Below are 22646 nucleotides of genomic sequence, written 5' to 3' on the forward strand. Positions count from 1 at the left end.
AAAAGGGAGGACAAAAGATGAAGCATTTTGTATCGATGAAAGAAAAATCTGAAACAGAAATTCTCCAATTAGTCAAAAGAGCGAACGTTATTAGTCAGAAGGGTGTTAAACCACTGACCGGACAATTTTTTGCAGCAAATCTCTTTTTTGAACCAAGTACACGGACAAAAATGAGTTTTGTGGTGGCACAACGAAGGTTGGGAATGGAAGTATTAGATTTTATGTCGGATATTTCAAGTGTGACTAAGGGTGAGAGTATTTATGATACCGCGCGAACGTTCGAATCCATTGGTGCAAACCTAATTGTGCTCCGACACCAACAGGAAAATATCGCCAATCAATTAGCTGAATCTTTATCCATCCCTGTTATCAATGCTGGCGATGGTACTGGCGAGCACCCGACCCAAAGCTTATTAGACTTAGTTACGATCTATCAGGAATTCCGCCAATTTAATGGATTAAAAGTAGTCATTGCAGGGGATATAAAGCATAGTCGAGTTGCCAGATCCAATGCGATTGCTCTTTCTACATTAGGGTGTCAGGTTTATTTAACCGGAATGAATGACTGGCAAGATAACACATTACCTTTTCCGTATATCTCGATGGATGATGCAGTTGAAATTGCTGACGTACTTATGTTGTTGCGAATTCAACACGAACGACATCATGTGCACCAGACATTCACTGAAGCAGAGTATTTAGAGAATTATGGGTTAACGATTGATCGAGAAGCTAGGATGCAAGCACATGCGGTTATCCTACACCCTGCTCCAGTAAATCGTGGAGTTGAAATAGACACTAGATTAGTCGAATGTGAACGATCTCGTATTTTTAAACAAATGAAAAATGGTGTGGCAGCAAGAATGGCAGTTATCGAATCACTACTGAATCAAGGGGGCAATTATAGTGAAGAAAATTTTAACAAACGTCAAGCGAATATTGGATAATGGAGAAACGCTCCTGTGTGAAATATTAATTGAAGATGAAAAAATAGCGGCTATTGGAAACAAGTTACATGAACCAGATGCAGAAATTATCGATGGCAAAGGGCATATTGTGTCTCCAGGTTTTGTCGATGTCCATGTGCATTTGCGTGAACCAGGTGGTGAAGTAAAAGAAACAATCGCTACCGGTACCAAAGCAGCTGCCAGAGGAGGATATACAACGGTTTGTGCGATGCCAAATACGCAGCCCACTCCAGATTCAGTGGAAGTTTTACAATCAATTCAACAAAAAATAGAAGAAACGGCATCGATTCGTGTATTACCATATGGTTCGATCACGGAACGGTTAATTGGCGACAAATTAACAGATATGAAGGGCTTAAAAGAAGCAGGAGCTTTTGCTTTTACCGATGATGGTGTTGGTATCCAGTCAGCGGACATGATGTTACAAGCGATGAAACGCGCTGCAGCGATAGATATGCCGGTAGTTGCACATTGTGAGGACAATACGCTAATTCATGGTGGTGTTATGCATGAGGGTGAAGTAAGTCAGCAATTAGAATTACCGGGAATCCCTTCTGTATGTGAATCTGTCCAAATTGCTAGAGATGTGTTATTAGCAGAAGCAGCAGGATGTCATTATCACGTATGTCATGTGAGTACTAAAGAATCTGTACGTGTCATTCGTGACGCTAAAAAAGCAGGAATCCATGTTACGGCTGAAGTAACCCCTCACCACCTTTTAATTAATGAAAATGTCATTCATGTGAATGATGCCAATTATAAAATGAATCCGCCATTACGTGCAACAGAAGATCAACAAGCCTTAATCGATGGTCTGCTCGATGGTACGATAGATTTCATCGCAACCGATCATGCACCACATACACATGAAGAAAAAGCACACGGAATGGAAGAAGCCCCTTTTGGAATCGTTGGCTTTGAGACAGCTTTTTCACTATTACATACCCATTTTGTAAAAAAGGGTATTTTCACCCTTAAACAATTAATTGACTGGTTAACAGTCAAACCTGCTTCGACATTTGAATTACCTTTCGGAGCTATTGAAATTGGACAAAGTGCTGATTTAACACTATTAGATATCGAAATTACTTATTCGATCGATAAAGATAGCTTTTTGTCAAAAGGAAAAAATACACCATTTCATCAATGGGAAGTAACTGGTAAGCCAGTCGCTACCATTTATAAAGGTGAAACAGTATATCAGGAGGTTACACAATGAAACGACAACTAATACTGGAAGATGGTACAACGTTTACCGGTGTGGCATTTGGATCGTCAGAAGAACGAATTGGAGAAGTCGTATTTAACACTGGTATGACAGGTTACCAGGAAACATTATCAGACCCTTCTTATTGTGGACAAATTGTTACTATGACCTATCCCTTAATTGGCAATTATGGTATTAATCGTGATGATTTTGAAACGATTAATCCATCGATTTTTGGTTTTGTTGTAAAAGAATTTTGTGAGACTCCTTCGAATTTCAGAAGTGATGAAAGTCTGAATACTTACCTTAAGGCTAATCATATACCTGGAATCGCTGGAATTGATACGAGAAAACTTACGAAAATCCTACGTAAACACGGTACAATGCGTGGTATTTTAACAAAAGCAGAATATGAAGATAAACAAGCAGTAGAAAAAGTAAGACAAGCTGAACCTTTAACAAATCAAGTAGAACAAGTATCCACGGTTAAACCATATGTATCTCCAGGAAGAGGATATCGGATTGTATTAGTCGATTTCGGAATGAAGCATGGTATTTTAAGAGAATTAACACTACGAAACTGTCATGTAACGGTGGTACCACATAATTATAATGCAGAAAACATTTTGCGTTTAAAACCAGACGGTATTATGCTAACCAACGGTCCAGGTAATCCGAAGAATGTGCCAGAGGCGATTGAAATGATTAAACAAGTGATACCAACTGTTCCAACCTTTGGAATTTGTTTAGGTCATCAATTACTTGCCTTAGCATGTGGGGCGGATACGGCAAAATTAAAGTTTGGCCATCGCGGTTCTAACCATCCAGTCTATGATTATGAAACAAAACGCACGTATTTAACATCGCAAAATCACGGTTATGCTGTTACCGAAGCATCGATTCACCATACGGATCTTGAATTAACACAAATCGCCTTAAATGACAAAACGGTGGAAGGTGTCAAACATAGTGTATATCCTGCCTTTTCCGTACAGTATCATCCAGAAAGTTCCCCTGGGCCAGATGATACAAACTATTTATTTGATCGTTTTATTGAAAATATAGCTAACTACCAAGCAGCACAGAAGGAGGAAGCCTAATGCCAAAAAGAACTGATATTCAGAAGATTTTAGTTATTGGATCTGGACCAATAGTAATAGGACAAGCAGCAGAATTTGATTACTCAGGTACACAAGCCTGTCAATCGTTAAAGGAAGAAGGGTATACTGTTGTATTGGCTAACTCCAACCCAGCGACAATCATGACAGACCATACGATTGCAGATACGGTGTATATGGAGCCACTAACTGTGGAATTTTTGTCTAAAATCATTCGTAAAGAGAGACCAGATGCAGTGTTACCAACACTTGGTGGTCAAACAGGTTTGAATTTAGCAGTGGCATTAGATGAATCAGGTATTTTAGAAGAATTTAATGCTGAATTACTAGGATCCAAATTAGATGCGATTCAGAATGCAGAGGATCGTGAAAAATTCAGAAAGCTAATGAATGAAATTAACGAACCTGTACCAGAGAGTCAAATTGTGACGACAGTAGGCGAGGCATTAGATTTTGCAGGTGAAATTGGCTATCCGTTAATTGTCCGTCCGGCTTATACATTGGGTGGAACTGGTGGGGGGATGTGTTATAACGAGGATGACCTAAAAGAGATTACCAGAAATGGTTTATCGTTATCACCAGTCAACCAATGTCTTATCGAAAAGAATATTGCTGGCTTCAAAGAAATTGAATATGAAGTAATGAGAGATAAAAATGACCAAGCGATTGTTGTTTGTAATATGGAAAATATTGATCCAGTTGGTATTCATACAGGTGACTCGATTGTTGTTGCACCATCTCAAACTCTTAGTGATCGTGAATACCAAATGTTACGCTCCTCTTCATTAAAAATTATTCGTGCCTTAGAAATTGAAGGTGGCTGTAATGTCCAGTTAGCTCTCGATCCGGATAGCTTCCAGTATTATATTATTGAAGTAAATCCACGAGTAAGTCGTTCATCGGCACTCGCATCAAAAGCAACTGGTTATCCAATTGCTAAGATTGCCGCAAAAATTGCAATCGGTATGACATTGGATGAAATTATGAATCCAATTACAGGTACAACGTATGCATGCTATGAACCGGCATTAGACTATGTAGTATCGAAATTCCCACGCTTTCCTTTTGATAAATTTGTATTAGGCAATCGTCAATTAGGAACACAGATGAAAGCAACTGGAGAAGTGATGGCAATCGGTCGTAATTTCGAGGAAGCAATGTTAAAAGGGATTCGCTCACTAGATATAAGTGGTGAAGATTTTTACTTGCCAAAACTAATTGACCTGTCGATGGAAACGTTGAAAGAACGTCTTGTCAAAGCAGACGATGAACGCATTTATGTACTTGCTGAAGTCTTGCGAAAAGGCATGAGTATTGAGGAAATATTCGAATTAACAAAAATTGATCGTTTTTTCTTAGAGAAATTGAAGAACGTTATTGATCTTGAATCAAAATTGGCTGACCATCCTCAAGATCGAAAACTTCTAAAAGAAGCAAAAGAGATCGGATTATCTGATACACAAATTGCAAGAGTGTGGAATGTAGAAGTAGATGATATCTACCATACTCGTAAAGAAGCCGGGCTAATGCCAGTTTATAAGATGGTAGATACGTGTGCAGCAGAATTTGAATCAGAAACACCTTATTTCTACAGTTCCTATGAAGAAGAAAATGAATCGGTTGTTTCAGATCGCAAGAAAGTAGTAGTGATTGGTTCTGGTCCAATTCGAATCGGGCAAGGTATTGAGTTTGACTATGCAACGGTTCACTCCGTATTAGCTCTAAGAGAAGCGGGATATGAAGCAATAATTATGAATAGTAATCCGGAAACCGTATCAACAGACTTTAGTGTCTCCGATAAATTATATTTTGAGCCATTAACTCTTGAAGATGTAATGCATGTTGTAGAATTAGAACAGCCTGAAGGTGTAATTGTTCAATTTGGTGGGCAGACAGCGATTAATCTTGCGGAAGGACTGGAACGCAGAGGCGTAAAAATTTTAGGAACACCACTTGAAGCAATCGATACAGCCGAGAATCGTGACAGATTTGAACAATTATTACAAGAGCTAAATATTCCGCAACCACAAGGGAAAAGTGTACGTCAATTAGACCAGGCAAAAGAAGCGGCAGCATCAATCGGATACCCTGTATTAGTTCGTCCATCATATGTGATTGGCGGAAGTCAAATGGAGATTGTTTATAACGAGGATGAGCTTGAAGGCTATCTAGCGAAAACCAATCATATTAAACATAAACATCCCGTTCTAATCGACAAATATTTAACTGGAATCGAAGTGGAAGTGGATGCAATAAGTGATGGGGAAACAACGATTATTCCTGGAGTAATGGAGCATATCGAACGCGCAGGAGTTCACTCAGGTGACTCGATAGCAGTTTATCCAACACAGCGATTATCAGAAGAAATTAAACAAACCTGTGTCGATACAACGATTAAAATCGCAGAAAAGCTAGGTGTGAAAGGTTTAATTAATATTCAATTCGTTGTCCACAAAAATGAAGTGTACGTTTTAGAAGTGAACCCAAGGGCAAGTCGTACGATACCATTCTTGAGTAAAATTACCGGAGTAACGATGGCGAATTTAGCTACACGTTGTATTATCGGTGATTCTCTAGCTAATATTGGGTATCAGAGTGGTTTATTACCAGAACCAGAAACCGTTTCTGTGAAGGTACCTGTTTTCTCCTTTGAGAAATTACGCAGTGTGGATACAATGCTTGGGCCTGAAATGAAATCTACTGGGGAAGCGATCGGTCGTGATCGAACATTAGAAAAAGCATTATATAAAGGTTTAACTGCATCAGGATTAAAAATACCAATGGAGGGTGCTGTCTTAATCACTGTTGCTGATAAGGATAAAGAAGAAGCATGTCAGATTGCTAAACGTTTCTTTGAATTAGGATTCCATTTATATGCTACTGCAGGTACAGCGGAAGCAATTAAAAACTTAAACTTACCAGTCACTGAAGTAGGTAAAGTAGGTACAGAAGGTAAAAATGTTCTTTCCATTATTGAACAGGGAGAAGTACAAGTAGTAGTAAATAGTCTGACATCAGGTAAGAAGCCACGGTCTGATGGATTTAGAATTCGTCGTGAGGCAGTAGAACATGGAATCGCCTGTTTAACTAGTTTAGATACTGCTGAAGCGATCGTAAATGTAATTGACTCTACGACATTTACTGCAAAACCTGCAGTGGAAGGGAAGGCTATCGTACTGTGATAACCAAACAATTGATTGAGATAAAAAGTCATTTGCGAATTGCCGAAGATACGTTTGAAGTTGTTTTGCAGTCAACATTAGCCCGTGAATTAAAGCCAGGTCAGTTTGTTCATGTTGCACTAAAAAATCATATGTTAAGAAGACCCGTTTCGGTAGCGAATGTGGATGCAGAAGCGGAAACCTTTACAATAGTTTTTAAGATTTTTGGTGAAGGAACGAAATCGTTAAGTAGGTACCAGGCAGGAGATCACTTAGATGTAATTTTGCCATGTGGCAGCTATTATCCTGTTGAGGAGTTAGAATTAGATCACGCATTGATTGTTGGTGGAGGGATTGGAGTCCCTCCTCTTTACTACCTTGCTAAATCATTAAAAGAAAAGGGAGTTAAAGTAACAACAGTACTTGGTTTTCAATCGAAAGCTCACGTTTTTTATGAAGAAAAGTTTCAGCTATTAGGAGATACTTATATCGCTACAAACGATGGAACTTATGGCAAAAAAGGCTTTGTTACAGATATTATTTCTGAGCTTTCTCCAACAATAGATTATTACTTTTCGTGCGGGCCAACACCTATGCTTCAAGCGGTCACCAATCAATTAGCAGAACAAAAAGGCTATATTTCTCTGGAAGAACGAATGGGTTGTGGAGTTGGCACTTGTTACGCTTGTGTTGTGCCATTAAAAGAAGATCCAACTCAATCGAAGAAGATTTGTAAAGATGGCCCGGTCTTTTACGCAAATGAGGTGATCTTAACATGAATTTAACAACAACTTTACCCGGTTTATCTTTAAAGAATCCAGTCATGCCAGCATCTGGCTGCTTTGGTTTTGGCAAAGAGTATAGTCAATTTTATGATTTAAGTGATTTGGGTGCGATTATTGTAAAAGCTGCTACAGGTCAGGCGCGTTACGGGAATCCGACACCTAGAGTTGCTGAGACTACTAGTGGTATGTTAAATGCAATTGGTCTGCAAAATCCAGGAGTAGATGCCATTATCAAAGAAGAATTACCTTTTTTAAGATCTTATGATACACCTGTGATTGCAAATGTGGCAGGTAGTACAGTGGAAGAATATGTCCAGGTAACGAAAGCCTTAAATCATTCTCAAGATATTGCTGCGATCGAATTAAATATCTCGTGTCCCAATGTTAAAGAGGGTGGCGTTCAGTTTGGTACAGATCCCGAGCTTGCAAAAGAAGTAACTTATCAAGTAAAACAAGCTAGTAATTACCCTGTTTATGTCAAATTATCTCCGAATGTGTCTAATATTGTAACAATGGCAAAAGCAGTAACAGATGCTGGAGCGGATGGTTTATCAATGATTAATACATTAACAGGTATGCAGATTAACTTGAAGCAGCGTAAACCAATTATTGCGAATAAAACAGGTGGTTTATCAGGTCCTGCTATTAAACCGATTGCGATTCGTATGGTTTATGAAGTAAGACAGGCTTTGGATATTCCGATTATTGGAATGGGTGGCATTATAACAGCAGAAGACGCCCTGGAATTTTTGCTTGCGGGTGCAAATGCTGTAGCTGTTGGTACGGCTAATTTTCAAAATCCACTCGCTTGTCCTGAGATTATTCAAGAATTACCACGCGTATTAGAACAGTATGGATTCCAATCTGTAGAAGAAGCAATCGGAAAGGGGCATGTTAATGGATAAACCGTTCTTTTTAGCACTAGACTTTCGCACGGAAAATGATGTAAAGACTTTTATTAAGGATCATGATTTGTTTGGTGTTCCGGTAAAAGTAGGGATGGAGTTATTTTATCGTGAAGGTAGACCGATTATTGATTGGTTAAACAAACAAGGTCATCCGATCTTTTTGGATTTGAAATTGCACGACATCCCAACAACCGTTGAAAAAGCAATGTATAATTTGGCTTCACTTGGAGTAGATATCGTCAATGTACATGCTTCAGGTGGCAGTGAAATGATCAAAGCAGCTAAACGGGGACTTGAAGCGGGAGCAGTGAAAGAGATTCCAAAATTAATAGCGGTAACTGTGTTAACATCAATGGATGAGCAGGTATTGCAAGAGGAATTGCATATTCAACAGCCGCTAAGTGATGCAGTGGAAAGACTGGCATTATTAACGAAAGAAAGTGGGGCAGATGGTGTTGTCTGTTCTGCTCATGAAGTTCCAACAATTAAAAAAGCTTGTGGGGATTCTTTTTTAACGGTTACTCCAGGTATACGTTTAAGCGACTCCAATCAGAATGATCAAAAGAGAGTAGCTACACCAACACTTGCAAAACAAAATGGGGCTGATTATTTAGTGATTGGCAGAAGTATCACAAAAGCAGACAACCCCCAAATAAATTATCAACGTGTAGTAGAGGAGTGGAATCATGCTTAAATCAAAAGAAATGGCCAATGCGTTATACGAAATAGAAGCGATTCAAATTCGACCAGATCGCTCCTTTGTCTGGACATCAGGGATTCACTCACCAATCTATTGTGATAATCGATTAACCATGTCCTATCCAAAAGTGAGAAAGCAAATTGTAGAACAATTCGCAAATATGATTGAACAATTAGATAAAAAACCAGACGTTATTGCCGGATGTGCGACTGCTGGAATTCCGCACGCTGCTTGGCTGGCAGATTATTTAAATTTACCAATGGTTTATGTGCGCTCGAAGCCAAAAGGACATGGAAAACAAAATCAGATAGAAGGTAAGGTCGAGAAAGGAGATAAAGTCATTGTTATTGAGGACTTAATCTCTACTGGTGGTTCATCTATCGAGAGTGCTGTCGTTTTAAAAGAAGCAGGAGCTAAGGTTTTAAATGTGTTAGCTATTTTTAGTTATGGATTAGCAAAAGCCGATCTCCAATTTAAAGATGCTGATGTACCTTTTTCAACTATTACAAACTTTGATATTTTGGCAGATGCATTAGTAGAAAATAAAGAAATAACGGAAGCAGAAAAGACGGATTTATTACAATGGAGAAATGAATTAGGAAATAGCTAATATTTCCCGGGCAACCGCAACAAAATACGTGATTCGCTAAAAAAAGACAGTGCACCTGTCTTTTTTTGTTATAAGAAAACATATAATCCGCTGTATTAATGTATTTTCAATGTAGCCATTTTGAAATATAGTGTATATGAATCCATAGCTTCGGCTGTCCACTTCCCTTTCCGTGGCGTTTTCCCTTCAGCTAACTTTTTCGAGCACAAACCGCTCAAAAAAGTGGATCTTCAGGGAAAACGAATGCCACAGGAGTGGAAGCGGACGGCCTACGCTATAAAGTAGTTCTACATCATTTGTGACAGTTAACTTGTCGAGGTTTATTAACAATATGAAATGGAAGTCGCCATATCACTACTTACACCCATTGTAGCGCATTAGTTGCGCAGGCGGCCACTTCGACTCCTGGGGGATCTTCTTTACAAAGTTAGCTGAAGACACGCCCCCTGGAAAGCGAAGTGAGCAAGCCGGAGCGGGTTTTAAATCTATTATCCATTTCAGTTTCTTATTATAAGGCGAAGAATGTATAAAAATATTTACTCTGAATTCTATCATAATGGTAAAAGCCTGCAAACATTATATATAAACTAAGGTGACAAAATGAATTCTTTTTATACTTTTAATTTAGATAAAACTAAGTATAATCTCTTTACTGCTTTTTGTCTTTTAATTCTTCTATTTCTTTATCTAATTTGTTTATTCTTTGCAAAAGTGCTTTTGGAGGTTTCTTTATTGCACGAATAACCCAATAGGCAACTCCAATAATAATTCCTATAAAGATTATTAGAACTACTATTCCCTCCAAGTTATACTGTTCGACCATAATTATAACTCCTTTTTTTGCTTTCCATTTATTAGCATTTCTATATTATCACTAATTTTAAATCTAATTCAAGAAAAAATTGTATCTTAATATCAACTATTTCATTACTCTTCTATCCAGTTGTTGTCTTTAAGAATTTCTGGAATAATTAAACACCAAACTGTTTCAAATGATGATCAAGGTGCTTGTATAGCCCTTTTCCCCATTGCTCGGAGGTTAGTCTGCCGAAAAAAGGATGTGTCTGTGTTGTACATTGTTCTGGCCCATTATTTTGGAGGATAATAATTTTTTGTTTCAGATTTTCTTTTTCTGTTTCAAAATCCTTTTCATTTACAATCAAAATGGTTGGAATAGTGGACATATTATGAGCTAAGGGCTTGTCATTATAAAAGATGGGCTTTACAAACTTTCCTATTATTATCCCTAACCAACTTCTTTTAGTAGAAGCATTCCCCGTTGCAACGTCTTGAAATAATGAGCAATGTGCCAACATTTGTGCAACATTCATCTTTCCCCATTGAGGTTGTGAATTTGTGCTTAAATTGTTGATACGGTTTAAGATTTCCACAGAATGCATTTGATTAAAAATATTCTTCAAGTGAAACTACTCCTTTTACAAAATGAATGTTATATTCATTTGCATTCATTTTCACTAATTAATTTTTTCCACTAATTCTAAAATAATCCCTTCTGGTCCACGAACGTAGCCTAGCTTATAAACGTTTTCATAGTTTTGTACCTGGCCAATGAGTTCCGTTCCCTTCTTTTTCAATTTAGCAACAATGGAATCAATATCCTCAACAGAAAATGCAATATGCCGGATACCCAATGTATTTGCAAAAGAATTTTGAATACCTTTTTCATCTGAAGGTGTATGAAATTTGCCTAGCTCTAAAGTAGACTGTCCATCTGGTAATCCTAACATTACAACCGTCTCTTTAACGTCATTAAGTCCAATGATTTGTTCAACCCAGTCACCTTCTACTTCTCCTTCCCCTAGCATTTCAAGTCCTAAATCAAGAAAAAACTCTTTAGCAGCAGAAAGATCATTTACAATTATGCCTACGTGATCGATTCTATTGAATTTCATAATCTTTACCTCCTGTTATTTTTAAATAATTGAATTAGATAATATTATAAATATCCTAACCGTCCCTTTTAGAAAAATGATAATATTATTTTCCACCAATATACTAACACAAGAAAATATAGTAAATTTCTTAAGAATTGCTACTTATGTACGATTTAAGTAATTTTTCATCAAAAGAGGCAAAGAAATGAGAATGGGTGGGTCGTCAAGACGTGGTCCACGTAGTCTTAGTGACTGATAAGGTATAGCTGTTTCCGCTTTTACATAGATGGGAGCATCTGCTTTCGCACGTAGTGTTTGATTCGGTACAAGTATTTCATTTGCCTGCATATTCCAGAAGACTGCGGTAGCCATCAAATAATAGATTCCTGGTTTTACATCAGTAAAACAAAAATATCCCAATGATGACAATAGTGTTCCGTATTGAGGTAGCCCTTCAGGTATTGGTTTGTTAAATAGACCAATTAAAATAACTCCTTCAAGTGCGATATCTGCATCAATTGTTCCTTCCACTTTATTATAGGAGTGTTTCATTTTAGTTTGTTGAGACCAGTTGTTTCTTTCTTGAAGAGATGCCATGTAATTGCTGATTTGTCTTGGAGTTTTTCTGAATTGCATAGGGCTGATCCCTACTTTCTCAGTGAAGCGTGTCGTGAAGGTTCCCAAGCTTTGTTGACCAATTTCCATACTTATATCGCGTATTGTCAAATTCGTATTAACTAATAGGCTTTTTGCTTTTTGTACTTTTAATGAGGCTACATATTGATGAGGGGACAGTCCGGTATTTGCTTTGAAAATACGCGTAAAATGAAAAGGGCTGTAGGCTGCGCGTTTAGCTAATCGGGATAGAGGAAGTGGTTCATCCAGATGATCATGAATATATGCAATCACCCCTTCCATTTCTGAGTTTCTACTGCTCATTCTGTTCACCTCCTAGATTATTTCCAAATTATATAATAGATAAGCGCTTACTACAATAGGCCTAACGTAATGAGGACGAAGCAGAGCAGGTTTTTAAGCTTATTATTAAAATATAATAGATTTGAACATTTCATACTCTATTAGTATAAATAGAATTCGTTTATGCATAAAGTGAGTTAGAAAGCTGCTATCTATGTAATAGTAGCCCTATCTAGATAAAAGGAGTTGACCCGTGAGAGTCAACTCCTAATTAAAAATTATTTCTGCTTTTTTAATTTCGATAAATAGCTGCTGTCTGGTGTTACAAACAAGGTTTTTTGATTGTCATACGTAACATATCCAGGCTTGGCTCCATTAGGCTTACGCACATGTCGAATTAATGTATAATCAACCGGAACCGATGAGGAATTCTTTGATTTACTGAAATTAGCAGCTAATTGAGCAGCCTCAATTAAAGTATCCTCACTAGGTTCTGTTGAACGAATCACAACATGGGAACCGGGAATATCTTTTGTATGCAGCCACACTTCGTCTTTACGGGCAAGACGATTGGTTAAAAATTCATTTTGTTTATTGTTTCTTCCAACTAAGATCTCAGTACCATCTGAACTATTATACACATCTGGAACAGGTTTAGATGCCTTCTTTTTCTTTTTTCCTTTTATTACTTTTTTCTTTAAATAACCCTGTTCCTGTAACTCTTCCCGTATTTCTTCAATATCTTGTTCTCTTGCGGTATCAATCTGTTCGATAATCTCTTCTAAATAATGGATTTCCTGAAAAGCTTTCTTTTTTTCCTCTTCTACCATTTGCTTCGATTTTTTTAGTTTATGATATTTTTTGAAAAGTGTTTGTGCGTTGTCACTTGGCGATTTGTTTTCGTTTAGCTTTATTGTAATCTTAGCCTGATTGGGATCATAATAATCAATTACCTCAACTTCTTTATCGCCTTGTTTAACCAAATGCATATGAGCTGTCAGCAGTTCGCCATATTTCTGAAAGCGATCCGCATGTTTGGCATCTTCTAATGTTTGATCAAGCTTTACCAATTTACGCTTGTTTTTCTTTTGTTCATTGGTTAATAATCTAATAAGATCGCCTGCTTTTTGTTTAACCCGATCACGTTCAGCCTTTCCTGAGTAATATGCATCTAGCATTTCACTGACAGAAGAATATGAAATTTTTTCTTCTTCTTCTTTGGTTACCAGAGGCAGTACATAAAAACTTTCTTTTCTACCTTTGAAAATGCACGGTTGATAATGATGCTCAAGCACGGTTTGTTGAATCAATTCAAATGCTTCCATATATGCCGTTACTTTACCTAAGCCAGCTCTGGAAACAATTTCTTTTGCTATTACTGGTGAAAACCCCATATATGTGTGTACGATTTGTTGATCGATTCGTCCTGCATTAAAGTCTAACTTTTTTAAAAAAGTTTCCCCATCTAATCTAAGAGGATTTATTTTCCCTTGATTAGGAGGACTTATATAACCACTTCCAGGTAAAATCGATCGATGCCGGTTTTGTGCACTTGATACATGTTTAATACTATCTAAGATCACTTGCCGCTCATCGTCCACTAAAATGATATTACTGTGCTTACCCATAAGTTCTACTACCAATGTCTTTTTACTTTCATCGCCAATTTCATTTTTTGTTTTAAAATGAATATGGATAATCCGTTCATTTTCTACTTGTTCCACAGCTTCGATAAAACTTCCGTTAAGGTATTTTCTTAACATCATACAATACATCGATGGTTCTGCAGGGTTGTCATAGGTATCTTGCGTAAAATGAATTCGTGCATAACTAGAATGAGCACTTATTAATAACTGTTTATTCGTGCCAAATTTACGTATAGTAAAAAGTAATTCAGTTTCAGTAGGCTGGTATATTTTTAATACACGAGCTGATGACATTTCATGATCTAATTCATGTGATACTGCACGTGTTACAATTCCATCAAAAGCCATTTCTATCACCTCATTCTTTCATTATAACATGACTGATTTCTAAAAAATAATCAATACTTTAATTTGTCTTGTCCTATGAATTTTTGATATGATAATGAATACTATAGTTGATGGATGTGATAAATAGATGCTTAGTATGACCGGTTATGGGAGAGAAGATGTTCAACAAGAAGATCTGGACATCAGTGTAGAAATAAAAACTATTAATCACCGCTATTTAGACATTACTCTTCACCTTCCTAAAGCCTTATTACATATAGAAGACCAATTAAAACGTATCATACAGAAAAAAATGAAACGTGGTAAAATCACTGTTTCAATATATACTTTTGGACAGCAGATAAATCAGAAACAACTACAAACGGACTGGGATTTAGCTGAACAATATATAGATCAATTGAACCAGTTAAAGTCAACCTATCAGTTATCCGGAGATATAACAATGGAGTTACTCGGAAAGTTCCCAGATATATTTTACATAAAAGAGCACGAAGAGACCGACTCTATCATAGAAAAATATATTACATCTGCATTGCAAAAAGCAGTCGAAAAAGCGAATCAAATGCGTTTAAATGAAGGTGCCGAATTAAAGAAAGATTTAACTGAGCGTTCTAAAAAAATACAAAATAAAATAAAACAGTTGGGTGAACGGCGAAACATTGTTATAATAGAGTATCAGGAGCGAATACTTGAACGTATAAACAAATATCTTGAAAATACTTCTATTTACGATGAATCTAGATTATATCAAGAAATCGCACTGCTCGCTGAAAAGGGTGACATTTCGGAGGAATTAACACGATTACATAGTCATATAAAACAGTTCCATCACATCATAGAGGAAAGTCAGCCAATCGGTAGAAAGTTAGATTTTATTGTACAAGAAATAAATCGCGAATTAAATACCATTGGTTCTAAGTCGAATGATACATGGATAAGTGAGCAAATTGTTTACCTCAAAAGTGAAGCAGAGAAAATGAAAGAACAAATACAAAATTTAGAATAATTATTTAAAAATAGTTGTTTGATAATTTTAAGGGGGAGCTCGAAATGAGTTTGAAATTAATTAATATAGGTTTTGGAAATGTGGTCTCTGCAAATCGAATAATATCAATTGTATCACCAGAGTCTGCACCTATTAAACGTATTATTACAGTAGCTCGTGACAATAATAAATTAGTAGATGCTACATATGGGAGAAGAACGAGAGCAGTTATTGTTACAGATAGTGATCATGTCATTTTATCAGCTGTTCAACCTGAAACAGTTGGACAACGAGTGATTAGTCATGATGAAATAAGTGAAGAATAGTAGGAGGAGCTATATTGATAGATGAAAAAGGGATACTGTTCATTTTATCTGGTCCATCTGGAGTAGGGAAGGGGACAGTTCGCAAAGCATTATTTGAACAAGATACAAATCTAAAGTATTCTATTTCGATGACAACAAGAGCGATGCGTGAAGGTGAACAAGAAGGTGTTGATTACTTCTACCGAACACGAGAACAATTTGAACAAATGATATCTGAAAAGAAAATGCTGGAATACGCTGAATATGTTGGTAATTATTATGGCACACCGAAACAATATGTAGAAGAAATGATTGAACTGGGTCATGATGTCTTTCTTGAAATTGAAGTACAAGGAGCATTGCAAGTAAAAGAAAACTTTCCGCAAGGTGTCTTCATCTTTCTGATACCACCTAGTTTAGAAGAGCTAAAAAATCGGATTGTTGATCGAGGAACGGAAACCGAAGATTTAATTATGAATCGATTAAAAGAAGCGCGAAACGAAATCGAAATGATGGACAAATATGATTATGTTGTGGTAAATGATAATATAGACGAAGCAGTAAGAAAAGTACAAGCGATTGTCCAAAGTGAGCATTGTAAGAGAGAACGAGTTGCAAAACAATATAAGGCATTACTGGAGGTAGATGACAAATGATATTAGAACCATCGATCGATAAATTACAAACCAAAATTAATTCAAAGTATACGTTAGTAACACTGGCGGCGAAAAGAGCTAGACAAATTCAAGATACAAAAGTACATCAAGTCGAAAACCCAGATTCTGCAACATATGTAGGACTTGCTTTAGAAGAGATCTTAGAAGAAAAATTAATCGTTCATCCTGATTATGTGATGCCGAATGAATAATGAAGTTTGATTGAACGTACTCCCTCGCATTGCTTTTAGCTTGCGAGGGTTTCTTCTATAGAAATAAAAGCTTAGAACGTTCGTTTGAAAATGTAGACTTCGGAATAAACGGCGATAACAGGCCTACTGACTGTTACCAGAAGTGCTGAAATCGGTGCCCAGCAGATCTTCCTTTTCGAGTTCATAAAGTAATAAGGCGATTCGAGAAATAAACCTAGGTCTTGGTGTTCAGAGCTGCAGTGGTTATAAATGTAATCCTTAAGCCGAAATTTTATAATTTCCTATAGTACAAGAAAGGGGCTTCCTAAGATGTTAAAAGGAAAGAAAATTGTAATAGGTGTATCTGGGGGGATTGCGGCATACAAAGCAATTGCTTTAACGAGCAAACTAACGCAATCTGGTGCAGAGGTAAAGGTCATTATGACGAAACATGCTACAGAGTTTGTCACACCACTTACTTTTCAGGCTATATCCAGAAATCCTGTCTACACTGACACTTTTGATGAAAAAGATTCTTCTGTAATTGCACATATCGATTTAGCGGATTGGGCGGACATTTTTATTCTGGCGCCAGCTACTGCTAATTTAATTGGAAAAGTTGCTAACGGAGTTGCCGATGATATGCTTTCGACCACTCTTTTAGCAACGCAATCAACAGTATATTTGGCACCAGCAATGAATGTTCACATGTATCAGCATCCAGCAGTTGTGGAAAACATGAAGAAACTTGAAAGCTGGGGATATCGTTTTATTGAACCAGGTGATGGTTATCTTGCTTGTGGTTATATTGGTAAAGGTAGATTAGAAGAGCCAGAAAAAATGGTAGAATTATTAGAAATGGATACCAATCGTACGACGAAGTGGAAGGGGAAAAAGGTATTAATAACAGCAGGTCCAACTAGGGAAGCACTAGACCCCGTGCGTTACTTTACCAATTATTCTTCAGGTAAAATGGGGTATGCGTTAGCCCAATCTGCAATGGAAAATGGAGCAGAGGTTTATTTAGTTTCAGGTCCCACCCATTTAGAAGAACCGCAAAATGTTCGAGTTTTCCATGTGTCCAGTGCAAGTCAAATGTTTGAAACAGTCAAGCATTTATATGATGAGGTTGATATAGTTGTTAAAACTGCTGCAGTGGCTGACTACCGGCCTAAGCAAACAGTAGAACATAAAATAAAGAAAAATAATGAACCATTATCAGTAGAAATGGAACGAACGACGGATATTTTACATTATCTCGGTGAACACAAGCGGAATCAATTTATAGTCGGATTTGCTGCGGAAACGCAAAATCTTAAGGAATATGGTACAAAAAAATTAGTATCCAAAAATCTCGATGCCATTGTACTTAATGACGTAAGTCAAAGTGATATCGGATTTGACTCCGATCAAAATCAAGTGATTTTTTTAACGAGAGCCGGTAATGAACAATTTGTTCCACAGGCAAGTAAAAAACAAATAGCTGATCAAATTATTCATCTAATCGATAATGAAATAGGGAAGGGTTAGTATGCGAGTAGCGAAGGTGATTGTCGATGTTTCGACAAGCCAAACAAATCACACATTCGATTATTTAATTCCTGAATCATGGGAAAATATCGTGCAAAAAGGCATGAGAGTATCGGTTCCGTTTGGGCCAAGGAAAGTCATGGGTTTTGTGTTGGAAGTTAGTGATCATTCCGAGTTTGATAAACTTAAACCCCTTGATGAAGTGATGGATTTGACCCCAGTATTAACGGAGGAGTTATTGCAAATAGGCAAATGGATCAGTGAACAGACGGTTAGTTTTTATATTCAGACGTTTCAAGCGATGTTACCTCAGATTTTAAAGGCAAAATACAAAAAGGAAATTGAGGTATTAACAGATGTTGAGATTGCTGAAGAATTACAACAGCTTTTTGCAGGTAGAGCAGTGATGGACTTCGAAGAGTTTGTTGAACGAAATGGCAATTATTCTTTGTTATTAAAAGAAGTGAAAAATGGTCATGTTCAGATTAACTATATTGTGAAATCGAAAGAAACGAATAAAACAAAAGTGTTTATTGCACCAAATAAAGAGCCATACTTACTAGAAGAGGCGTTAGAAGATACATCAAATCGAGCAAAGAAACAGAAACGAATTCTAGAATACTTTCTAGAGCAAACAACACCAATCGAACAAAAACAGTTAATTACGGAACTAAGCACCACCACAGCAACGATTAATCAGCTGGTAGAGAGAAATCTGCTAAAAAAGATAGAAAAAAAAGTGTATCGTGATCCTTTTCAGGATACAGATTTTGAACGTAGTAAATCATTGCCTTTGAGCGGTCAACAACAAACAGCGATCAAGCCAATATGGCAAGCCATCGAAGAAAAACAGGACGAGGTTTTTTTACTCCACGGTGTGACTGGAAGCGGCAAGACGGAAGTATATCTGCAAGCGATTGAGCGTGTATTGGATAAAGGGATGGAAGCTATTGTTCTGGTTCCCGAAATAGCATTAACACCACAAATGGTCCAGCGCTTTAAGAGTAGGTTTGGTTCTCAGGTTGCGGTATTACATAGTGCGCTATCAGCAGGTGAAAAATTTGATGAATGGACAAAAATTCATAAAAAAGAAGTCAACGTTGTAGTGGGTGCTCGTTCAGCAATCTTCGCCCCTTTTGAAAATATCGGTATTATTATTATTGACGAAGAGCATGAAACAAGTTATAAACAGGATGAACAGCCACGGTATCACGCTAGAGAAGTGGCAAAGAAACGAGGGAATTACCATCATTGTCCAGTTGTGCTAGGTAGTGCCACACCAATGCTGGAATCTTATGCAAGAGCAAAAAAAGGCGTTTATCATTTATTGGAGATGCCAGATCGAATGAATGAGGGAGAAATGCCACCAGTAGAAATCGTCGACATGAGAGATGAACTATATGCGGGAAATCGTACCATGTTTTCACGAAATTTATTAGAAGCTATTAAGACACGCATCGAAAAAAAAGAACAAATTGTTTTATTTTTGAATCGAAGAGGTTATTCAACCTTTGTTATGTGTCGTGAATGTGGGGATGTGATGAAATGTCCTGCTTGTGATATTGCCCTAACCTATCATAAAAGTTCCCACCAATTAAAATGCCATTATTGTGATTATCAAATAGCGATGGTAAAAGAATGTCAGGCATGCAATAGTAAGACGATTCGTTATTTCGGTACAGGAACACAGAAAGTAGAAGAAGCGTTACGTGAACATATCCCAGAAGCAAAAGTGATTCGTATGGACGTTGATACCACAAGACGAAAAGGATCCCACAAAAAACTATTAGAGAAGTTTGGGAATAAAGAGGCAAATATTTTATTAGGAACACAGATGATAGCAAAAGGATTAGATTTTGAAAATGTAACACTAGTAGGAGTATTAGCTGTTGATGCAATGTTACACTTGCCAGACTTTCGTTCTTCTGAAAAAACCTTTCAATTGTTAACACAAGTAAGCGGCAGGGCTGGAAGGCATAAGTTACCAGGGGAAGTTATTATTCAAACCTATACACCGGAACATTACAGTATTCAACTAGCAAGTCAGTACCATTATCAACAGTTTTTCCATCAAGAGATGCAGACCCGCAGAGGTTTTCGTTATCCGCCATACTATTTTCTAACATTAATAAATGTCTCACATCCTAATCAACTAAAAGCACAAGAGGTAACCAAAACCATTTGTAAACTATTATTTAAACATTTATCAGATGAAGCAACCATTTTAGGGCCGACTCCATCACCTATTGTTCGTATAAATAATAGATATCGGTATCAGTGCATGGTAAAATACAAAGACGAACCAAATCAAAGAGAAATCATCCGAAAAATACAAGAACATTATTATGATGATATTCACCGTAACGATTTAACAATTCAAGTGGATTTTGAACCATATTCATTAATGTAAGTGAGGTAATAGGTATGAAAAAAATTATTTTTATGGGAACTCCAGACTTTGCTGTGCCAGTGTTAGAAAGACTGATCACGGAAGGTTATCAAATCGATTTAGTAGTGACACAACCCGATCGCCCAAGAGGTCGCAAGAAAATTCTAACCCCACCTCCGGTTAAAGTAGCAGCTGAAAAACATGATATAGACGTTTTTCAACCAGAAAAAATCAAGGATAATTATGATGAAATAAAAATAAGAAATCCTGATTTGATCGTAACAGCTGCATTTGGACAGCTTTTACCAAAAGGTTTATTAGATATTCCTTCCTATGGATGTATTAATGTTCATGCCTCCTTATTGCCGAAATTAAGAGGTGGTGCTCCTATTCATTATGCAATCCTTGAAGGTCATGAAAAAACTGGGATTTCGATCATGTATATGGCAGAAAAGCTAGATGCAGGTGACGTAATTAGTCAACAGGAGATCAAAATCGCTGATAATGACGATGTTGGTAGTCTACATAAAAAACTGGCTGTTGTCGGCAGTGATTTATTGGCAGAAACGATTCCAAGAATTTTTTCCGAAGAAATTAATGCTACACCGCAAGACGAACAATTAGCAACATTTGCTCCTAATATTACTCGAGAACAAGAAAAAATCAATTGGAATCAATCATTACAAAAAGTCTATAATCATATTCGTGGTCTGTATCCATGGCCAGTAGCATTCACTACATGGAGAGGGAAGGTCTTTAAAGTATATGAGGCATCCAAAACCAATCAATCAACAACGGCTAAAGCCGGTACAATTGTAGCAACAAATGAAGATGGTTTGATTGTTGCAACTGGCGATAGCCAAGCAATAATACTAACAATGGTCCAACCGGCAGGGAAGAAAAAAATGTCAGCTTCCGATTTCTTGCGAGGTGTTGGAAGTAAAATGGAAGTAGGAGAGATCTTAGGCGAATGAATAAACCGACAAACAGCGTAAGGAAATTAGCACTGGATTTATTAGTTCGTATCGGCGATCAAGGTGGATATAGTCATCTATTAATCGATCAAATTTTAAAAAAACATCACCTTGATGCGAGAGACGGTGCGTTACTAACAGAGATTGTCTATGGAACAATGCAACGTAAATTAACATTAGAATACGATCTAACATCCTTTATAAATACCAAGAAAAAAATGGATAACTGGGTGAAATGGTTAGTTTATTTATCTTTTTATCAAATGAAATATTTAGATAAAGTACCCGATCATGCCATTATTCACGAAGCTGTAGAGATTGCTAAATATAAAGGGCACAAAGGTATTGCGAACTTTGTCAATGGTATATTACGCGCTGCTCAACGCAACGGTTTGCCGGATTATCAATTCATCAATGATCCAATTGAACGAATTAGTATAGAAACGAGTCATCCATATTGGTTAGTGAATCGATGGGTAAAGCAATATGGATTCGATATAACAGAAGAAATGTGTCAAACCAATATTACTCACAAAAAAATGTCCATTAGAACTCAACCGTTAAGGATCACTCGTGATCAATTAATTGAACAGTTTCAAAAGGATGGTATTAAGGCTTCTGCATCCAACTTTTCACAGCAAGGTATCGTGATTGAGAAAGGTAATGTGTTGAAGCACAAAAGTTTTCATGAGGCGTTATTCACCATTCAAGATGAAAGTTCGATGTTAGTTGCAGAGATGATGGAATTAGCGGGAGGAATGCAAGTATTAGATGCCTGCAGTGCCCCTGGTGGGAAAGCTACCCATATCGCAGAGAAAATGCATGATAATGGCTCCGTATATGCTTATGACCTACATGAGAAAAAGGCTCAATTGGTAAATGTAAAAGCCAAAGAATTAGGGCTGACTACTATTCGAGCTACCCAGTCTGATGCACGTTTATTACAAGAAAAACATGCTGAAGGTACATTTGATCGAATTTTAATAGATGCCCCATGCTCAGGTTTAGGTGTACTTCGAAGTAAGCCTGATATAAAATATAATAAAAGTGAAGAAGACATAGTAAAGTTATCTACTATACAACTAGAAATTTTGGATCATGTAAAGCCTTTGTTAAAAAGTGATGGGAAATTGATTTATAGTACTTGCACCGTTGATAAGGAAGAAAATGAAAATGTGATTAAAACATTTTTAGAAAACAACCGAGATGTTGAGGTAGATCCTCACTTTTTTGAAGAGCTACCAGAACAACTAAAAGAGAGTATGGGCCAAAGTCCATTTGGCGTTCAAATTTTTCCTCAAGATATTAACAGTGATGGATTTTTTATTACGAGATTAAAAAGGCACAGTTGA

21 protein-coding genes are annotated in these 22646 nt (G+C 37.0%); 16 read left to right on the forward strand and 5 right to left on the reverse strand.

Going from position 1 to position 22646, the window contains the following annotated elements:
- Positions 1-17: 17 nt before the first annotated feature.
- Genes BUC25_RS10405 through pyrE form a run of 8 tightly spaced genes read left to right on the forward strand, consistent with a single transcriptional unit; the run spans position 18 to position 9457 of the window.
- The gene (locus BUC25_RS10405; RefSeq protein ID WP_073201816.1) at positions 18-947 is read left to right on the forward strand and encodes an aspartate carbamoyltransferase catalytic subunit; all 930 of its coding nucleotides are present in this window, start codon (positions 18-20) and stop codon (positions 945-947) included.
- Positions 907-2187, forward strand: coding sequence for a dihydroorotase (locus tag BUC25_RS10410; RefSeq protein WP_073201817.1), 1281 nt, complete (start codon positions 907-909; stop codon positions 2185-2187). Before BUC25_RS10405 ends, BUC25_RS10410 begins: the two co-directional genes overlap by 41 nt.
- Positions 2184-3275 carry a carbamoyl phosphate synthase small subunit gene (locus BUC25_RS10415; RefSeq protein WP_073201818.1) on the forward strand — a complete coding sequence of 364 codons (1092 nt, stop codon included), beginning with the start codon at positions 2184-2186 and terminating at the stop codon, positions 3273-3275. Before BUC25_RS10410 ends, BUC25_RS10415 begins: the two co-directional genes overlap by 4 nt.
- Positions 3275-6475, forward strand: a complete 3201-nt coding sequence (gene carB / locus BUC25_RS10420; protein ID WP_073201819.1) for a carbamoyl-phosphate synthase large subunit — start codon at positions 3275-3277, stop codon at positions 6473-6475. The genes BUC25_RS10415 and carB overlap by 1 nt, the downstream gene beginning before the upstream one ends.
- The gene (locus BUC25_RS10425; RefSeq protein WP_073201820.1) at positions 6472-7233 is read left to right on the forward strand and encodes a dihydroorotate dehydrogenase electron transfer subunit; all 762 of its coding nucleotides are present in this window, start codon (positions 6472-6474) and stop codon (positions 7231-7233) included. The genes carB and BUC25_RS10425 overlap by 4 nt, the downstream gene beginning before the upstream one ends.
- The gene (locus BUC25_RS10430) at positions 7230-8144 is read left to right on the forward strand and encodes a dihydroorotate dehydrogenase (protein WP_073201821.1); all 915 of its coding nucleotides are present in this window, start codon (positions 7230-7232) and stop codon (positions 8142-8144) included. Before BUC25_RS10425 ends, BUC25_RS10430 begins: the two co-directional genes overlap by 4 nt.
- A complete protein-coding gene (gene pyrF, locus BUC25_RS10435; protein ID WP_073201822.1) occupies positions 8137-8841 on the forward strand; it encodes an orotidine-5'-phosphate decarboxylase in 705 nt (234 codons plus the stop codon). Before BUC25_RS10430 ends, pyrF begins: the two co-directional genes overlap by 8 nt.
- Positions 8834-9457 carry an orotate phosphoribosyltransferase gene (gene pyrE / locus BUC25_RS10440; protein ID WP_073201823.1) on the forward strand — a complete coding sequence of 208 codons (624 nt, stop codon included), beginning with the start codon at positions 8834-8836 and terminating at the stop codon, positions 9455-9457. The genes pyrF and pyrE overlap by 8 nt, the downstream gene beginning before the upstream one ends.
- A 649-nt stretch (positions 9458-10106) precedes the next feature.
- Here the strand turns inward: pyrE and BUC25_RS19365 are convergent.
- The 5 genes from BUC25_RS19365 to BUC25_RS10460 all read right to left on the reverse strand — a co-directional run bounded on the left by BUC25_RS19365 (position 10107) and on the right by BUC25_RS10460 (position 14264).
- Positions 10107-10280: a hypothetical protein gene (locus BUC25_RS19365; RefSeq protein ID WP_170862681.1), complete on the reverse strand. Its 174-nt coding sequence runs from the start codon at positions 10278-10280 to the stop codon at positions 10107-10109.
- Between the two features lie 148 nt (positions 10281-10428).
- Positions 10429-10878, reverse strand: coding sequence for a DUF1569 domain-containing protein (locus tag BUC25_RS10445; RefSeq protein ID WP_073201824.1), 450 nt, complete (start codon positions 10876-10878; stop codon positions 10429-10431).
- A 54-nt stretch (positions 10879-10932) separates the two neighbouring features.
- The gene (locus BUC25_RS10450; protein WP_073201825.1) at positions 10933-11370 is read right to left on the reverse strand and encodes a VOC family protein; all 438 of its coding nucleotides are present in this window, start codon (positions 11368-11370) and stop codon (positions 10933-10935) included.
- Positions 11371-11514: 144 nt separating this feature from the next.
- A complete protein-coding gene (locus BUC25_RS10455) occupies positions 11515-12291 on the reverse strand; it encodes an AraC family transcriptional regulator (RefSeq protein WP_073201826.1) in 777 nt (258 codons plus the stop codon).
- 257 nt (positions 12292-12548) lie between these two features.
- Positions 12549-14264, reverse strand: coding sequence for an Rqc2 family fibronectin-binding protein (locus BUC25_RS10460; RefSeq protein ID WP_073201827.1), 1716 nt, complete (start codon positions 14262-14264; stop codon positions 12549-12551).
- A gap of 127 nt (positions 14265-14391) precedes the next feature.
- Here BUC25_RS10460 and BUC25_RS10465 point away from each other — a divergent pair, with 127 nt between their 5' ends.
- From BUC25_RS10465 to rsmB, 8 genes are all read left to right on the forward strand, one after another.
- Positions 14392-15270 (forward strand): YicC/YloC family endoribonuclease, encoded by an 879-nt coding sequence (locus BUC25_RS10465; RefSeq protein WP_073201828.1) that lies wholly within the window; start codon positions 14392-14394, stop codon positions 15268-15270.
- Positions 15271-15314: 44 nt separating this feature from the next.
- Complete coding sequence (gene remA, locus BUC25_RS10470; RefSeq protein ID WP_058307871.1) at positions 15315-15575, forward strand: extracellular matrix/biofilm regulator RemA; 261 nt, start codon at positions 15315-15317, stop codon at positions 15573-15575.
- Positions 15576-15589: 14 nt separating this feature from the next.
- A complete protein-coding gene (gene gmk, locus BUC25_RS10475; protein ID WP_073201829.1) occupies positions 15590-16210 on the forward strand; it encodes a guanylate kinase in 621 nt (206 codons plus the stop codon).
- Complete coding sequence (rpoZ, locus tag BUC25_RS10480; RefSeq protein ID WP_073201830.1) at positions 16207-16422, forward strand: DNA-directed RNA polymerase subunit omega; 216 nt, start codon at positions 16207-16209, stop codon at positions 16420-16422. The genes gmk and rpoZ overlap by 4 nt, the downstream gene beginning before the upstream one ends.
- 309 nt (positions 16423-16731) lie before the next feature.
- On the forward strand, positions 16732-17931 hold the full coding sequence (coaBC, locus tag BUC25_RS10485; protein WP_073201831.1) for a bifunctional phosphopantothenoylcysteine decarboxylase/phosphopantothenate--cysteine ligase CoaBC: 1200 nt from the start codon (positions 16732-16734) through the stop codon (positions 17929-17931).
- 1 nt (position 17932) lies between these two features.
- Positions 17933-20341 (forward strand): primosomal protein N', encoded by a 2409-nt coding sequence (gene priA / locus BUC25_RS10490; RefSeq protein WP_073201832.1) that lies wholly within the window; start codon positions 17933-17935, stop codon positions 20339-20341.
- A 14-nt stretch (positions 20342-20355) separates the two neighbouring features.
- Positions 20356-21294 carry a methionyl-tRNA formyltransferase gene (fmt, locus tag BUC25_RS10495; RefSeq protein WP_073201833.1) on the forward strand — a complete coding sequence of 313 codons (939 nt, stop codon included), beginning with the start codon at positions 20356-20358 and terminating at the stop codon, positions 21292-21294.
- Positions 21291-22646 (forward strand): 16S rRNA (cytosine(967)-C(5))-methyltransferase RsmB, encoded by a 1356-nt coding sequence (gene rsmB, locus BUC25_RS10500; protein ID WP_073201834.1) that lies wholly within the window; start codon positions 21291-21293, stop codon positions 22644-22646. The genes fmt and rsmB overlap by 4 nt, the downstream gene beginning before the upstream one ends.

Origin of the sequence: Gracilibacillus kekensis (genome assembly GCF_900143085.1) — a bacterium.
In the GTDB taxonomy this organism is placed as follows: Bacteria; Bacillota; Bacilli; order Bacillales; family Amphibacillaceae; genus Gracilibacillus; species Gracilibacillus kekensis.

Bases quoted from the DNA above. Each gene is read 5' to 3' on its own strand.
- BUC25_RS10405 (WP_073201816.1), top strand. From the start codon at position 18: ATGAAGCATTTTGTATCGATGAAAGAAAAATCTGAAACAGAAATTCTC.
- BUC25_RS10415 (WP_073201818.1), top strand. From the start codon at position 2,184: ATGAAACGACAACTAATACTGGAAGATGGTACAACGTTTACCGGTGTG.
- carB (WP_073201819.1), top strand. From the start codon at position 3,275: ATGCCAAAAAGAACTGATATTCAGAAGATTTTAGTTATTGGATCTGGA.
- BUC25_RS10430 (WP_073201821.1), top strand. From the start codon at position 7,230: ATGAATTTAACAACAACTTTACCCGGTTTATCTTTAAAGAATCCAGTC.
- pyrF (WP_073201822.1), top strand. From the start codon at position 8,137: ATGGATAAACCGTTCTTTTTAGCACTAGACTTTCGCACGGAAAATGAT.
- pyrE (WP_073201823.1), top strand. From the start codon at position 8,834: ATGCTTAAATCAAAAGAAATGGCCAATGCGTTATACGAAATAGAAGCG.
- BUC25_RS19365 (WP_170862681.1), bottom strand. From the start codon at position 10,280: ATGGTCGAACAGTATAACTTGGAGGGAATAGTAGTTCTAATAATCTTT.
- BUC25_RS10450 (WP_073201825.1), bottom strand. From the start codon at position 11,370: ATGAAATTCAATAGAATCGATCACGTAGGCATAATTGTAAATGATCTT.
- BUC25_RS10455 (WP_073201826.1), bottom strand. From the start codon at position 12,291: ATGAGCAGTAGAAACTCAGAAATGGAAGGGGTGATTGCATATATTCAT.
- BUC25_RS10460 (WP_073201827.1), bottom strand. From the start codon at position 14,264: ATGGCTTTTGATGGAATTGTAACACGTGCAGTATCACATGAATTAGAT.
- BUC25_RS10465 (WP_073201828.1), top strand. From the start codon at position 14,392: ATGCTTAGTATGACCGGTTATGGGAGAGAAGATGTTCAACAAGAAGAT.
- remA (WP_058307871.1), top strand. From the start codon at position 15,315: ATGAGTTTGAAATTAATTAATATAGGTTTTGGAAATGTGGTCTCTGCA.
- rpoZ (WP_073201830.1), top strand. From the start codon at position 16,207: ATGATATTAGAACCATCGATCGATAAATTACAAACCAAAATTAATTCA.
- coaBC (WP_073201831.1), top strand. From the start codon at position 16,732: ATGTTAAAAGGAAAGAAAATTGTAATAGGTGTATCTGGGGGGATTGCG.
- priA (WP_073201832.1), top strand. From the start codon at position 17,933: ATGCGAGTAGCGAAGGTGATTGTCGATGTTTCGACAAGCCAAACAAAT.
- fmt (WP_073201833.1), top strand. From the start codon at position 20,356: ATGAAAAAAATTATTTTTATGGGAACTCCAGACTTTGCTGTGCCAGTG.
- rsmB (WP_073201834.1), top strand. From the start codon at position 21,291: ATGAATAAACCGACAAACAGCGTAAGGAAATTAGCACTGGATTTATTA.